Genomic DNA, 14,824 nt, shown 5'->3' on the forward strand with positions numbered 1-14,824 from the left:
AGTGAATGACGTTTTGGGAAAAAAGGTAAGCAGAACAGGCTGAATCAAGAGAGGAAATCAGGGCTCAGCGGTAATCAGCCGCTGCGCCGGTTGTTGTTATTGCCAGCCGTAGCGGCGGGCAAAGAAGCCTTTCATCGCCTGAGTGAGCAGCAGATAACCGCTCAGGATCGCCAGCAGCCACGGGAAGTAGCTTAATGGCAGCGCCTGCAGCTGCAGGAAGCTGGCCAGCGGCGAGAACACCAGCCCGATGCCGGTCGCCATGATTAACAACGTCATCACCATCACCGGCCAGGACGGACGGCTCTGGATAAACGGGATGCGGCGGGTGCGGATCATGTGCACAATCAGCGTTTGCGACAACAGTCCTTCAATAAACCAGCCGGACTGGAACAGCGTCTGAGAATCCAGCGTGTTGGCGTGGAAGAACCACCACATCAGCGAGAACGTCAGAACGTCGAAAATAGAGCTGATCGGGCCGAAGAACACCATAAACCGCCCGAGATCGCCGGCATTCCAGCGCTGCGGTTTTTTGACCTGATCGTCGTCCACATTGTCGAACGGGATGGCGATCTGCGAAATATCGTACATCAGGTTCTGGATCAACAGATGCAGCGGCAGCATCGGCAGAAACGGCAGGAAAGCGCTGGCGATCAGCACGCTGAAGACGTTGCCGAAGTTGGAACTGGCGGTCATCTTGATGTATTTCAGCATGTTGACGAAGGTGCGTCGGCCTTCGATGACGCCTTCTTCCAGCACCATCAGGCTTTTTTCCAGCAGGATAATATCCGCCGCCTCGCGGGCGATATCCACCGCCGAATCCACCGAAATACCGATATCCGCCGCCCGCAGCGCCGGCGCGTCATTGATGCCGTCGCCCATGAAACCGACCACGTGGCCTTCCGAACGCAGCAGGCGCACAATCCGCTCTTTGTGCAGCGGCGTCAGGCGGGCAAACAGCGTGGTGTCGCGGGCTGCGTGCGCCAGTTGGTCATCGCTTAAGGCGTCGACGTCGCGGCCGGTCAGGACGCCGGTCAGTTCAATATCCACTTCACGGCACACCTTGGCGGCTACCAGTTCGCTGTCGCCGGTGAGGATTTTCACCGTCACGCCGTGGTCTTTCAGCGCCTTCAGCGCAGGCGCGGTGCTCTCTTTCGGCGGATCGAGAAAAGCGATATAGCCTTCCAGAATCAGGTCGGATTCATCCACCCGGCCATAATCCTGACGATCGGCGGGCATTACTTTGCTGGCGACTGCCACTACGCGCAGTCCCTGACGGTTAAGGTCATCCGTTAAATGGCGGATGCGCGACAACAAGGGCGCATCCAGCGGCAACAGTTGCTCGCCGTGACGCACCCGAGCGCAGGCGCCAAGGGTTTCTTCCAGCGCGCCTTTACAGATCAGCCAGTGCTCGTCATCGTTTTCCGCCACCACCACCGACATGCGGCGGCGCTCAAAATCAAACGGGATTTCGTCCACTTTGCGCCAGCGGGACAAGGCAACCTGTTGTTCCTGCGGCGGGATTCCCTCCAGCACCGCCTGATCCAGCAAATTGCGCAACCCGGTCTGGTAGGCGCTGTTCAGCCAGGCGTGGCGCAGCACCCGCTGGCTGGCGTTGCCAAACGCATCGGTATGGCATTCCAGCACGATCTTATCCTGCGTCAGCGTGCCGGTCTTGTCGGTACACAGGATATCCATGGCGCCGAAGTTCTGGATGGCATCCAGCCGTTTGACGATGACTTTTTGACGCGACAGTTTAACTGCGCCTTTAGCCAGCGTCGAGGTGACGATCATCGGCAGCATTTCCGGCGTCAGACCGACGGCGACCGACAGGGCGAACAGCGCGGCTTCCCACCAGTCGCCTTTGGTGTAGCCATTGATAAGCAACACAATCGGCGTCATCACCAGCATGAAACGGATCAGCAGCCAGCTGACGCGGCTGATGCCTTGCTGGAAGGCGTTTGCTTCGCCGGGCTGCTGCACCACGCGGCCGGCCAACTGGCCGAACCAGGTATTGCCGCCGGTGGCAATCACCATCGCCAGCGCGGTGCCGCTGACCACGTTGGTGCCCATAAAGCAGAGCGTGTCGCATTCCAGCGCTGCCGCTTGCTCGCTCTGGCGGCTGTGCGCCACTTTTTCCACCGGCAGCGATTCGCCGGTCAGCGATGCCTGGCTGATGAACAGGTCACGGGCCTGCAGGATACGCAGGTCGGCCGGGATCATGTCGCCCGCCGCCAGTTTGACGATATCGCCCGGCACCAGTTGATCCAACGGAATGTCCTGATAGTCGCTGTAACCGGTCTGGGTATCGCTGCGCAGCACGGTCACCTTGTTGCTGACCATCGCTTTCAGCGCATCGGCGGCTTTGCCGGAACGCGCTTCCTGAATGAAATTAAGCAGGGTGGAAATCAGCACCATCAGCGCGATGACCAGCGCGGCGGTCAGGTCTTCCGTGGCGTAAGAAATCAGGCCCAGCAATGTCAGCAGCAGGTTGAACGGGTTGCGATAGCAACGCCATAAGTGTCGCCACCAGGGCGCAGCTTGCTCGCCGGGAATCCGGTTATCGCCGTGGCGCACCCGCGCCTGCTCGGCTTCAGCCGGCAGCAACCCTTCAGGATGGCTATTGAATTCCTGATACAGGCTGGTTTCGTCAAGACGCGCCAGACGCAGACAACGCGACGCCATAGCGTCGCTCATGGCCTGACCGACGGTCGCTTTTCCGTCCGGCATGGGATCGCGCTGGAACAGACGACGCGGCAAATGATGACCGAGCTGTGAGAGCCATTGCTGTGTGAGTCGAATTAAACGCATACAAATATCTCCCTGCCGCAGCCAGAGAAGGGCTGCGGCCTGATAACACGCAGAGGCAACCCATCCGCGTGTGGCTTATAACGCAATCAGCAGGGACGATCGGGGCGTCGCTGCCTTGCCTGTAGTAACCGGCAAGGCAGCGTAAAAGCTGACTTACCGGTGAATGACGCTTTGTCCTGGGTGAGGATTAGGGTCAGGTCCCATTGAGGGGGTCTCCGGTAGTGAAACAATGCGAAACCGGGGCGGTTTCCGTTTGATTGTCTGGGCATGCTAAACGGCGGTGGCAATCCACGTGTCGTTTGCAAACAGTATGACCAGAATGCGGCGCTACTTTAGCGTAAGTCACTTCAATCGAACCTAAACCGCGATAAGGTCGGCGGGAAAAAAACGCGTCATGTCGGGATTTGGGTTATAGGCGAAATTCGGGGTAAACTAGGCCAAGGTTATAAGGCTATGGTCTGGAAACGTTATGCATTGTCCTTTTTGTGCCGCAGTGGATACCAAAGTGATTGATTCCCGTCTGGTGGGGGAAGGTTCTCAGGTTCGTCGTCGCCGGCAGTGTCTGGTGTGCAACGAGCGCTTTACCACCTTTGAAGTGGCGGAACTGGTGATGCCGCGCGTCATCAAGAGTAATGATGTGCGCGAGCCGTTCAATGAGGACAAACTGCGCAGCGGTATGCTGAAGGCGTTGGAGAAACGTCCGGTCAGCTCTGACGACGTGGAAATGGCCATCACTCACATCAAATCTCAGCTGCGCGCGACCGGCGAGCGGGAAGTGACCGCCAAAATGGTGGGCAATCTGGTGATGGATGCGCTGAGAAAGCTCGACAAGGTGGCCTACATCCGTTTTGCGTCGGTGTACCGCAGTTTCGAGGATATCCGCGAGTTTGGCGAAGAGATCGCCCGTCTGCAGGATTAACAGCGCGTTGGTTTTTACGCATCGCGCGCTCCCTATATGGCTCTGAATCCAGGATACGCACAGGATGGCTACACACGCTGATGAATTTTACATGGCCCGCGCGCTGGAGCTTGCTCGCCGCGGGCGCTTCACGACGGCGCCGAACCCGAACGTCGGGTGCGTGATCGTCAGAGATGACGAGATCGTGGGGGAAGGGTATCACCAGAAAGCGGGTGAGCCGCATGCGGAAGTGCATGCGCTGCGCATGGCGGGCGACAAAGCGCGCGGCGCCACCGCCTATGTGACGCTTGAGCCGTGCAGTCATCACGGCCGCACGCCTCCGTGCGCCGATGCGTTGATCGCAGCCGGTGTGGCGCGGGTAGTGGCGGCGATGCAGGACCCGAATCCGCAGGTGGCTGGTCGCGGTCTGCACCGTCTGCAACAGGCCGGCATCGAGGTGCGGCACAGTGTGATGATGGAGCAGGCGGAAAAAATTAACCGGGGCTTTCTGAAACGGATGCGCACCGGTTTCCCTTACGTGCAGCTTAAACTCGGCGCCTCGCTGGATGGCCGTACGGCGATGGCGTCCGGCGAAAGCCAGTGGATCACGTCGCCGCAGTCCCGCCAGGATGTGCAGCGTTTTCGGGCGCAGAGTTCGGCGATCCTCAGCAGCAGCGCCACCGTGCTGGCGGATGACCCGTCGCTGACCGTACGCTGGTCGGAACTGGATGCGGATACCCAGCGGCTTTACCCTGAAAGCGCCGTGCGCCAGCCGGTGCGCGTCATTGTCGATAGCCAGTCGCGCGTGACCCCGCAGCATCGTCTGGTCAGCCAGCCGGGACAAACCTGGCTGGCGCGTCCGCGTCAGGATGGTCAGTCATGGCCGGACGGCGTGGAGCAACTGGATATGCCGCTGCACGGCGGCGGCATTGATTTGGTCGCTCTGATGATGTCGCTGGGCAAACGTCAGATCAATACGGTGTGGGTGGAAGCGGGCCCTCGTCTGGCCGGCGCGTTGTTGCAGGCCGGCGTGGTGGATGAGCTGATCGTCTATCTCGCGCCCAGATTGCTGGGGGAAGCGGCCCGGCCGCTGTGCGTGCTGCCGGGGCTGGAGCAGCTGTCGCAGGCGCCCGCGTTTGCTATGACGGATCTCTGTCAGGTGGGGCCGGATATCCGCCTGACGCTGAAGCCTCAATAACACATCCCTGCGCGTGTCATGCGATGGATATCCGCCACTGGGTCAAAAGCGGATACGCGCCCGGAAGAATATGATAGAATCCGCCCCCCTGCGGGGTCGTAAAACAGTCAAAGGAAAGCTATGAACATTATTGAAGGTGTTGTTGCCGCTCCGAATGCCCGCGTGGCGATTGCTATTGCCCGTTTCAATCACTTCATCAATGACAGCCTGCTGGAAGGCGCGCTGGACGCTCTCAAGCGTATCGGCCAGGTGAAAGAAGAAAACGTCACCGTCGTGTGGGTGCCGGGCGCCTATGAATTGCCGCTGACCGTGCGTGCGCTGGCCAACAGCCAGAAATATGACGCCATAGTGGCGCTGGGTACGGTGATCCGCGGCGGTACCGCGCATTTTGAATTTGTTGCCGGCGAATGCAGCTCCGGTCTGTCTCACGTCGCGATGAACAGCGACATTCCGGTCGCCTTCGGTGTGCTGACTACGGAAAGTATCGAGCAGGCCATTGAGCGCGCCGGCACCAAAGCGGGGAACAAAGGGGCGGAAGCCGCTCTGACCGCGCTTGAAATGATCAATGTATTACACTCAATCAAGTCAGCCTGATTTATTTTGTAAGGGGTATTCCGTGAAACCTGCTGCTCGTCGCCGCGCTCGTGAATGTGCGGTTCAAGCGCTTTATTCCTGGCAGTTGTCCAAAAACGATATTGCCGATGTTGAACTCCAGTTCCTGAGCGAGCAGGATGTCAAAGGCGTGGACATCGCCTATTTCCGCGAGTTGCTGGCGGGCGTTGCCACCCAGGCGGAAAAGCTGGATGCCCAGATGGCGCCGTATCTTTCCCGTCAGTTGGACGAACTCGGGCAGGTGGAGAGAGCCATTCTGCGTCTGGCGGTGTATGAGCTCAGCAAACGCGAGGATGTGCCTTACAAGGTTGCCATCAACGAAGCGATTGAGCTGGCCAAAGTGTTTGGCGCCGAAGACAGCCACAAGTTCGTGAACGGTGTGCTGGACAAAGCCGGGCCTCACCTGCGGCCGGGTAAAAGATAAGTCAGTCAGGGCCGGTTTTCCGGCCTTGGTTTTTTAGGTTACCACGATCTGGAAAGATTATGGCTCAAGGTGAGTTTGATGTGATTGCCCGCTATTTCAACCGGGTGGGCTATTCACGACGGGATGTTGAACTGGGGATCGGCGATGACTGCGCCCTGCTGAACATTCCGGACAAACAGTTGCTGGCGGTCAGCACGGATACGCTGGTATCCGGTATTCATTTCCTGCCCGACATCGATCCGGCCGATCTGGCGTACAAATCTCTGGCGGTCAATCTGAGCGATCTGGCGGCAATGGGAGCCGACCCGGCCTTTGTCTCGCTGGCGCTGACTTTGCCTGGTATCGATGCCGACTGGCTGGCCGCCTACAGCGATAGCCTGTTTGAACAGCTTTCTTACTACGATATGCAACTGATTGGCGGCGACACTACCCGTGGGCCGCTCAGCATGACGCTAACCATTCAGGGGCTGGTGCCGTCGGGCCGGGCGCTGAAACGCAGCGGAGCGCGCATCGGCGACTGGATTTACGTCACCGGAACGCTGGGCGACAGCGCCGCCGGTTTGGCTATTTTGCAGGATCGACTTCAGGTGTCCGACGCCGACGATCGTCAATGGCTGCTGCAGCGCCATTTGCGCCCCCAGCCGCGTATTCTGCACGGGCAGGCGCTGCGCGATCTGGCCAGTGCGGCTATCGATCTGTCTGACGGGCTGGCGTCTGATTTGGGGCATATTCTTAAGGCCAGCGATTGCGGCGCGCGCATCAATCTGGATGCGTTGCCGTATTCCAGCGCGTTGCTACGCCATGACGACCCGGAACAAGTGATGCGATGGGCGCTCGGCGGCGGTGAAGATTATGAACTGTGCTTTACCGTACCGGAGCTGAACCGGGGTGCGCTGGAAGTGGCGATCGGCCATCTGGGCGCTCGCTATACCTGCATCGGCCAGATCGGGCCGGCTTCTGAAGGGCTGAGCTTCTTCCGTTCAGGGCAACCGGTGACTGTTAATCTGAAAGGGTATGACCATTTTGGCGCATGAAAACAAAGGATCGCTGGTCGCCAAAAGCCGCCTGCGGATGAGTAATCCGTGGCATTTGCTGGCGACCGGATTCGGCAGCGGCCTGTCGCCGTGGATGCCCGGCACCGCAGGCTCGCTGGCGGCCATCCCGGTGTGGTATCTGCTGATGCTGTTGCCGTTGCAGCTCTATTCGCTGTTGGTGATGCTCAGTATTTGCATCGGCGTTTATCTGTGTCATCGCACCGCGAAAGACATGGGCGTGCATGACCACGGCAGCATCGTTTGGGACGAATTTGTCGGGATGTGGATCACCCTGATGGCGGTGCCGTCGACCCACTGGGGATGGGTGGTTGCCGGGTTTGTGATTTTCCGGGTTCTGGACATTTTCAAGCCCTGGCCGATTCGCTGGTTTGATCGCAACGTACATGGCGGCATGGGCATCATGGTCGACGATATTGTCGCAGGGGTGATTTCAGCCGCGGTTTTGTATGTGGCCGGGCACTATGTGATATAGCAGCTGTGCGCACGAGCGCCGCTTTTCTCGTGACGGTAAGAAATCTGCCGCTGTAAAAAAACCGGGTTACCCCGGTTTTTTTATGTCCGCCTAATTGGCGCCAGTCAAGCCAGCCAGTCGCGGATGCGGCGCTCGATGCCAGCCGCGTCCAGTGCCAGGTCGGCGCGGATTTCCGCCTGAGTACCTTGCGGAATGAACATATCGGGCAGGCCGAGGTTGAGCACCGGCACGGCCAGGCGTTTCGCCATCAGGTACTCGTTCACGCCGCTGCCGGCGCCGCCCATAATGGCGTTTTCTTCCAGCGTGACCAGCACGTCATGGCTGGCGGCCAGCGAGGCTATCAGCGTCTCGTCCAGCGGTTTGACGAAGCGCATATCCACCAGCGTGGCGTTAAGCGCCTCAGCCGCCTGTTGCGCTTCCGGCAGCAGGGTACCGAAATTCAGAATGGCGACCTTCTCCCCCTGACGCTTCATCACGCCTTTGCCGAGCGGCAGGGTTTCCAGCGGCGTCAGCGCTACACCCAGCACATTGCCGCGCGGGTAGCGTACCGCACACGGCCCTTGCTGGTAATGGTAGCCGGTATGCAGCATCAGCCGGCACTCGTTTTCGTCGCTGGGCGTCATGATCACCATCTGGGGGATGCAGCGCAGGAACGAAAGATCAAACGCGCCCTGATGGGTCTGACCGTCGGCACCGACGATGCCGCCGCGATCGATGGCGAACAACACCGGCAGGTTCTGGATAGCGACGTCATGAATAACCTGGTCATAGGCGCGTTGCAGGAAGGTGGAATAAATCGCCACCACCGGGCGATAACCGCCGATCGCCAGCCCGGCGGCAAAGGTCACCGCATGTTGCTCGGCGATGGCGACGTCGAAGTACTGCTGCGGATATTCACGCGAAAACGACACCATGCCGGAGCCTTCGCGCATGGCCGGGGTTATCGCCATCAGGCGGTTATCCGCGGCGGCGGTTTCCTTCAGCCACTGGCCGAAAACGGCGGAGTAGGTAGGCAGCGCTTCTTTGTTCTTCGGTAACGTGCCGCTGGCCGGGTCGAATTTCGGCACTGCATGCCAACTGATCGGGTCCTGCTCGGCCGGCGCATAGCCTTTGCCTTTCTTGGTCATGATATGCAGCAACTGCGGGCCTTTCAGGCTGCGCATATTTTTCAGGGTCTGGACCAGCGACTGCACGTCATGCCCATCCACCGGGCCGATATAATTGAATCCCAGCTCTTCGAACAACGTACCGGGCACTACCATGCCTTTCAGGTGCTCTTCGGTGCGTTTGACCAGTTCCTTGATGGGCGGCAGACCGGACAGCACTTTCTTGCCGCCTTCGCGCAGGGTGGAATAGAGCTTGCCGGACAGCAATTGCGCCAGATGATTGTTCAGCGCGCCGACGTTTTCGGAAATCGACATTTCATTGTCGTTCAGCACGACCAGCATATCCGGTTTGATATCACCGGCGTGGTTCATGGCTTCAAACGCCATGCCGGCGGTAATGGCGCCGTCGCCGATCACGCAGACGGTGCGGCGACCCTGTCCTTCACGTTCGGCGGCTACGGCCATGCCGATGCCGGCGCTGATGGACGTCGAGGAGTGACCGACGCTCAGCACGTCGTACTCGCTCTCGCCGCGCCAGGGAAACGGGTGCAGGCCGCCTTTCTGACGGATGGTGGCGATGCGGTCGCGTCGTTCGGTCAGGATTTTGTGCGGGTAAGCCTGGTGGCCCACGTCCCACACCAGATGGTCGAACGGGGTGTTATAGACGTAATGCAATGCCACGGTCAGCTCGACCGTACCCAGACCCGAGGCAAAATGCCCGCTTGAGCGGCTGACGCTGTCCAGCAGATACTGTCGCAGCTCGTCGCACAATTTGGGCAGGCTTTCCCTTGGCAGCAGGCGCAGTTCCTCGGGGTTTTCCACCAGCGCCAGCGTGGGGTATTTCGCTATATCAAAGGTCATCGGATACTCATCAAGCGGTATTGATATTAAAATTATTTATCACGTTCAACGACATAGTTCGCCAGCGCCCGCAACGGTGCAATAGCGGCGGGTCTGTCCAGCGTTTCTTCCAGTTCATTCAGCGCCGAGAGGGATTCCTGACACAGTTCCCGGGCTTTGATTTTGGCCTGCTCAAGTCCCAACAACGCCGGGTAGGTGCTTTTACCGAGCTGCTGGTCGGCGCCCTGGCGTTTGCCGGTGGTGGCGCTGTCGCCAATCACATCAAGAATATCGTCCTGCACCTGAAAGGCCAGTCCGACAGCGTTGGCGTAGCGGTCGAGGCAAGGCAGGGCGAGGCGCCCGCGCTCGCCGGCGGCCAGCGCGCCCAATCGTACCGAGGCCCTAATCAGCGCGCCGGTTTTATGGCGGTGGATGCGCTCCAGCGCCAGCAGGTCAACCTGATGGCCTTCCGCTTCCAGATCCAGCGCCTGACCGCCGCACATGCCGGCCACGCCGCTGGCGTTGGCCAGTTCGGAAATCATCGCCAGCCGATCGCGGTCGCTGACTTGCGGCATCGGCGCGTCCGCCAGAATGGAGAACGCCAGCGTCTGTAAGGCATCGCCCGCCAGAATCGCCTTGTCCTCGCCGAATCTGACATGACAGGTAGGCTGACCGCGCCGCAGATCGTCATCATCCATGGCCGGTAAATCATCGTGAATCAGGGAGTAGGCATGAATACATTCAACGGCGGCGGCCGGCGCGTCGAGGTTATCCTGCGAGATACCGAACAACTGGCCGGTGGTATAGACCAGAAAAGGACGCAGACGCTTGCCACCTAACAATGCGCCGTGCGCCATAGCTTCCACCAGTGGACTACTCTGAAAAGGCAGGGTGGAAATAAACTGGTTGAGTGCGGCGTTGATGCGTTGATGGTGAGCAGTGAGCTGCTTGAGAAAATCTGTCATAACGACTCATTATCCGGCGTAAAAGGTGTCAGGGCGGCATCGGGATCGTCATTCAGCAGAATCTGAACGCGCTGTTCGGCCTGCTGCAATTTCAATTGCCCCTGACGGGCAAGCTGGACACCCTGCTCAAAGGCGTTCAGCGCCTCTTCCAGCGGCAGTTCGCCCGATTCCAGACGCGACACGATCTGCTCCAGTTCGGCGAGCGAGCTTTCAAAGCTGACGGGTTGTTCAGTTTTTTTCGGCATATTCGTTTCCGGATCTTGTTTATACGCGCCTGTCGGCGCCGACGCCACCGGATTGTCACGGCAAGCGCCTCAATGATACGCAATTATGCGCTTAATCCGCGCAGCTTACCGCAATATGGTGGTATACTCCGCGCCCTGGATGCTATTGGTAACGCCACCCGGACAAGGATGGTTTTACCGATAACGTAATTTTAGCGCTCAGGGTACCTGCGTTTTATCCGCGTACCTGTTTTACGCCCTCAGAACCAACTAACGATAGCCGCCATGAAGTTTATCATTAAATTGTTCCCGGAAATCACCATCAAGAGCCAATCTGTGCGATTGCGCTTTATAAAAATTCTTACCGGTAACATCCGTAACGTTTTAAAACAGTATGATGAAACGCTGGCGGTTGTCCGTCACTGGGATCATATCGACGTTCGCGCCAAAGACGAAAATCAACGTATAGCGATACGTGATGCGTTGACGCGTATCCCGGGCATTCACCACATTCTTGAAGTGGAAGAGTGCGCTTACACCGATGTCCACCATATTTTTGAACAAACGCTGACCACCTACCGCGAGCAACTGGAGGGTAAAACCTTCTGCGTGCGGGTGAAGCGCCGCGGCAAGCACGATTTCAGCTCTCAGGATGTGGAGCGCTACGTCGGCGGCGGACTGAATCAGCATATCGAGAGCGCGCGCGTTAATCTGACCGCTCCGCAGGTCACGGTGCATCTGGAAATCGAGCAGGATCGCCTGCTGCTGATTAAAGGGCGCTACGAAGGGATCGGCGGTTTCCCCATCGGCACGCAGGAAGACGTGCTGTCGTTGATCTCCGGCGGATTTGACTCCGGTGTTTCCAGCTACATGCTGATGCGCCGTGGTTGCCGGGTGCATTACTGCTTCTTCAATCTGGGCGGCGCCGCGCATGAAATCGGCGTGCGTCAGGTCGCGCATTACCTGTGGAACCGTTTCGGCAGTTCACACCGGGTGCGTTTTGTCGCCATCGATTTCGAACCGGTGGTCGGTGAAATCCTGGAGAAGGTGGACGACGGCCAGATGGGCGTGGTGCTCAAGCGCATGATGGTGCGGGCGGCGTCGCGCGTTGCCGAACGCTATGGCGTGCAGGCGCTGGTGACCGGCGAAGCGCTAGGCCAGGTATCCAGCCAGACGCTGACCAACCTGCGGCTGATTGATAACGCCTCGGATACGCTGATCCTGCGTCCACTGATTTCTCACGATAAAGAACACATCATCCGTATGGCGCGCGAGCTTGGCACCGAAGATTTCGCCAAAACCATGCCCGAATACTGCGGCGTGATTTCCAAAAGCCCGACGGTGAAGGCGGTGAAGGCCAAAATCGAGCATGAAGAAAGTCTGTTTGATTTCTCGATTCTTGAACGGGTGGTGGAGGAAGCGCGTAACATCGATATCCGCGATATTGCCGAACAGACCCGGCAGGATGTGACCGAAGTGGAAACGGTCGGCGCCTTTGCCGCGAGCGATATTCTGCTGGATATTCGTTCGCCGGACGAGCAGGATGAGCGCCCGCTGGCGCTGGAACAGGTAGAGGTAAAATCGCTGCCGTTCTACAAATTGGGGACGCAGTTCGGCGATTTGGATCAGAGCAAAACCTACCTGCTGTATTGCGAGCGCGGAGTGATGAGCCGTTTGCAGGCGCTGTACCTGCGCGAACAAGGGTTCAACAACGTCAAAGTCTATCGTCCCTGACAGGCCGTTCATGACGTAACTGAGAAAAAAGCGCCTAATCCGGCGCTTTTTTTGTCTCTGGGCTTCAGGCCGGGTCCTGATAGTTATAAATTCCCGGCGGCAGCACCAACTGCGCGGCGATTTCCGCCGCCTTATCTTTACCCAGCAACAGATCGATCAGCTTCAGGGCGAAGTCGATACTGGTGCCGGGGCCCTGGCTGGTCAGCAGATTGACGCGCGGGTCGAACACCACGCGCTTTTCCAGCCATTTTTCCGGTGAAATCCGCGCTTTCAGCGTTGGGTAGCCGGTCATATTGCCGATCGGAAACAACTGGTGGTGTTCCAGCACCACTGCGGGCGACGCGCAGATCGCCGCCACGATTTTGCCTTCCTGATGGGTTTGCCGCAGGCGTTCGACCAGCAGCGGGCTGTCGCGGAAACACTCCGCGCCTTGCAGACCGCCGGGCAGCACGACCGCGTCAAAGTCATGATCGGCAACGGCCACCAGTGGCGCGTCGGCAATCAGCTTTACGCCGCGGGAGCAGGTGATTTCCGTACTGCCATCGCTCGCCACGCTGGCCGTGGTCACGCGGACTCCTGCTCTGACCAGCAGATCGATGGTGGTCACAGCTTCGATTTCTTCGCTACCAGGCGCCAGACAGACCAGAACCGAGGCGGTCATATTCACTCTCCTTTCGTTTGATATAGTCGAACAGACGGCTGTTTTCCGGCAGGGAAAGCCCGTGGGCGCGGGCGCGGCGCAGCAGGTAACCGGTGATGTAGTCGATCTCCGTATGGCGCTGCGCCAGTACGTCCTGACGCATCGAGGAGGTATTGGCCGCCGTGTTCTGAATGATTTGATTGACGTAGAGTTGCAGGCTTTCCGACGAAGTATGGAAGCCTTCGCGGTCCATGACCTGCGCCACTTCCTGACAGAGCGTCTCAACCTGCTCCGGGTAAGCTTGCAATTCGCCGTTGGTACATTGATACAGCACGGTTAGCGGATTGATGACGCAATTGGCGGCCAGTTTCAGCCAGCAGGTTGCGGTAATGTGGTTATGCCAGGCGACGTCAGACAGAGCCTGATGCAGCGTTTCCGCCAGTTGGCTTTGTTCTTCTTCCCGATTTGTCGAACGGTCGAGCGTACCGATATGGGTGATGCCTGCCGCGACATGCACCACCGTCGTCGGATCCCGCCGTGCCGCGTGCGTGGTCACCCCTAATAGCAATGGCCGACTGATTGCCGGCAGCTCTTCCCAGGTTCCCATTCCGTTGTGCAACAGCAGAATGGTGCAGTCGGGGCGTAGCCGGGGCAGCAGGGCGGAAACCGCATCGGATACCTGCCAGGCCTTCAGCGTGACCAGCAGCAGTTCGCTTTGCGCCAGATGTTCGGCGTTATTGGCTGTCAGATTAAGGTTACAACGCTCGCCGGAGAGCATCGTAACGTTAACCTGACAGGACGTTTGCGGGATACGTAGCCAGCCTTGTACATCATGCCCTTGCCGGTGTAACGCATTGAGCCAGAGTTGACCGATGGCGCCACAGCCAAGAACAGTAATTTTCATCCGCAGTTTCCTTTGTCGGGGGCCAGCCTGTGTTTATCCGGCTTATCATAAAGTATTCCGCCGCCGTCCGCCCGCCGCTTGTTGCGCGAGTAGCAGTAAGCAGGGCGAATTTTGCTTATTTGGCGTGAGCGGTTATCATGCTCGGCAGCTATTGTCAGGAGAAAAAATTATGCCATCTTTCGATATTGTTTCGGAAATCGACATGCAGGAAGTCCGCAATGCGGTGGAAAACGCCACCCGCGAGCTGGGCACCCGCTGGGACTTTCGTAATGTGCCGGCCAGCTTCGATCTGAATGAAAAAGCACAAACCATCAAGGCGGCCAGCGAATCGGATTTTCAGGTTAAGCAATTGATTGAAATTCTGCGGGAAAAGCTGGCAAAACGCGGAATTGAAGGCGGTTCGCTGGAAATCCCTGAAGAAATGGAGCACAGCGGCAAAACCTACAGTGTGGAAGCCAAGCTGAAACAGGGTATTGAAGCCACGCTGGCAAAGAAGATCGTCAAACTGATCAAAGACAGCAAGCTCAAGGTTCAGGCGCAGATTCAGGGCGAACAGGTGCGTGTTACCGGGAAATCCCGCGACGACCTGCAAGGCGTGATTGCGCTGGTGCGCGGCGCCGATCTGGGTCAACCTTTCCAGTTCAATAACTTCCGCGATTGATCCACGCTATCCCTGTTGCGGTTAATCAGCGACAGAAATGCATGGTTTGTTGATAAGGCGCCTGAGGCGCCTTTTTCATTGCCAGCCTTAAAGTATTTACTGGGGAGGTAGTGATGGTTTTGCTGCAATTTTCCGGTTCTGTTCCCTTCGCATTGTAAAGCTCTCCCGGTCTGTGTTGACAAAAAATAAATAACTTTTCAAATCAGATTGATACATAAAAAACAAACGTATTCATGCAGCTAACACGACTGTAAGTACTTCACAACCAGTAGGTGTCGACGGT

Annotated in this window: 14 protein-coding genes; 8 read left to right on the forward strand and 6 right to left on the reverse strand. The window is 58.2% G+C overall.

Annotation, left to right across the window (positions count from 1 at the left end):
* Positions 1-96: 96 nt before the first annotated feature.
* Positions 97-2,808 (reverse strand): magnesium-translocating P-type ATPase, encoded by a 2,712-nt coding sequence (gene mgtA / locus CPA59_RS05395; RefSeq protein ID WP_107758850.1) that lies wholly within the window; start codon positions 2,806-2,808, stop codon positions 97-99.
* Between the two features lie 469 nt (positions 2,809-3,277).
* Between mgtA and nrdR the strand changes: the two genes are divergently transcribed.
* The 6 genes from nrdR (at position 3,278) to pgpA (ending at position 7,467) form a co-directional block, all read left to right on the forward strand.
* Positions 3,278-3,727: a transcriptional regulator NrdR gene (gene nrdR, locus CPA59_RS05400; RefSeq protein ID WP_012883737.1), complete on the forward strand. Its 450-nt coding sequence runs from the start codon at positions 3,278-3,280 to the stop codon at positions 3,725-3,727.
* A 64-nt stretch (positions 3,728-3,791) separates the two neighbouring features.
* A complete protein-coding gene (gene ribD, locus CPA59_RS05405) occupies positions 3,792-4,904 on the forward strand; it encodes a bifunctional diaminohydroxyphosphoribosylaminopyrimidine deaminase/5-amino-6-(5-phosphoribosylamino)uracil reductase RibD (RefSeq protein WP_049854120.1) in 1,113 nt (370 codons plus the stop codon).
* A gap of 120 nt (positions 4,905-5,024) precedes the next feature.
* A complete protein-coding gene (gene ribE, locus CPA59_RS05410; protein WP_013316828.1) occupies positions 5,025-5,498 on the forward strand; it encodes a 6,7-dimethyl-8-ribityllumazine synthase in 474 nt (157 codons plus the stop codon).
* A 22-nt stretch (positions 5,499-5,520) separates the two neighbouring features.
* Positions 5,521-5,940, forward strand: a complete 420-nt coding sequence (gene nusB / locus CPA59_RS05415; protein WP_038918165.1) for a transcription antitermination factor NusB — start codon at positions 5,521-5,523, stop codon at positions 5,938-5,940.
* Positions 5,941-5,999: 59 nt separating this feature from the next.
* On the forward strand, positions 6,000-6,974 hold the full coding sequence (gene thiL / locus CPA59_RS05420; protein WP_038918166.1) for a thiamine-phosphate kinase: 975 nt from the start codon (positions 6,000-6,002) through the stop codon (positions 6,972-6,974).
* Positions 6,955-7,467, forward strand: a complete 513-nt coding sequence (gene pgpA, locus CPA59_RS05425) for a phosphatidylglycerophosphatase A (protein WP_038661278.1) — start codon at positions 6,955-6,957, stop codon at positions 7,465-7,467. Before thiL ends, pgpA begins: the two co-directional genes overlap by 20 nt.
* 104 nt (positions 7,468-7,571) lie before the next feature.
* On the opposite strand, the gene dxs is transcribed toward pgpA, so the two are convergent.
* Genes dxs through xseB form a run of 3 tightly spaced genes read right to left on the reverse strand, consistent with a single transcriptional unit; the run spans position 7,572 to position 10,623 of the window.
* Positions 7,572-9,434, reverse strand: a complete 1,863-nt coding sequence (gene dxs / locus CPA59_RS05430; RefSeq protein WP_049854121.1) for a 1-deoxy-D-xylulose-5-phosphate synthase — start codon at positions 9,432-9,434, stop codon at positions 7,572-7,574.
* Between the two features lie 32 nt (positions 9,435-9,466).
* A complete protein-coding gene (gene ispA, locus CPA59_RS05435) occupies positions 9,467-10,378 on the reverse strand; it encodes a (2E,6E)-farnesyl diphosphate synthase (RefSeq protein ID WP_038918169.1) in 912 nt (303 codons plus the stop codon).
* Complete coding sequence (xseB, locus tag CPA59_RS05440) at positions 10,375-10,623, reverse strand: exodeoxyribonuclease VII small subunit (protein WP_013316834.1); 249 nt, start codon at positions 10,621-10,623, stop codon at positions 10,375-10,377. The genes ispA and xseB overlap by 4 nt, the downstream gene beginning before the upstream one ends.
* Positions 10,624-10,887: 264 nt before the next feature.
* On the opposite strand from xseB, the gene thiI reads away from it, so the two are divergent.
* Positions 10,888-12,336 (forward strand): tRNA uracil 4-sulfurtransferase ThiI, encoded by a 1,449-nt coding sequence (thiI, locus tag CPA59_RS05445; RefSeq protein WP_107758851.1) that lies wholly within the window; start codon positions 10,888-10,890, stop codon positions 12,334-12,336.
* Positions 12,337-12,400: 64 nt separating this feature from the next.
* Here the strand turns inward: thiI and yajL are convergent, their stop codons facing one another.
* Positions 12,401-12,997 carry a protein deglycase YajL gene (yajL, locus tag CPA59_RS05450; protein ID WP_107758852.1) on the reverse strand — a complete coding sequence of 199 codons (597 nt, stop codon included), beginning with the start codon at positions 12,995-12,997 and terminating at the stop codon, positions 12,401-12,403.
* Complete coding sequence (panE, locus tag CPA59_RS05455) at positions 12,960-13,880, reverse strand: 2-dehydropantoate 2-reductase (RefSeq protein ID WP_107758853.1); 921 nt, start codon at positions 13,878-13,880, stop codon at positions 12,960-12,962. Before panE ends, yajL begins: the two co-directional genes overlap by 38 nt.
* Before the next feature lie 169 nt (positions 13,881-14,049).
* Here panE and CPA59_RS05460 point away from each other — a divergent pair, with 169 nt between their 5' ends.
* Positions 14,050-14,541 carry a YajQ family cyclic di-GMP-binding protein gene (locus tag CPA59_RS05460; RefSeq protein ID WP_038918174.1) on the forward strand — a complete coding sequence of 164 codons (492 nt, stop codon included), beginning with the start codon at positions 14,050-14,052 and terminating at the stop codon, positions 14,539-14,541.
* Positions 14,542-14,824: the final 283 nt, after the last annotated feature.

Source organism: Dickeya sp. Secpp 1600 (genome assembly GCF_003049805.1).
Taxonomy (GTDB): domain Bacteria; phylum Pseudomonadota; class Gammaproteobacteria; order Enterobacterales; family Enterobacteriaceae; genus Dickeya; species Dickeya fangzhongdai.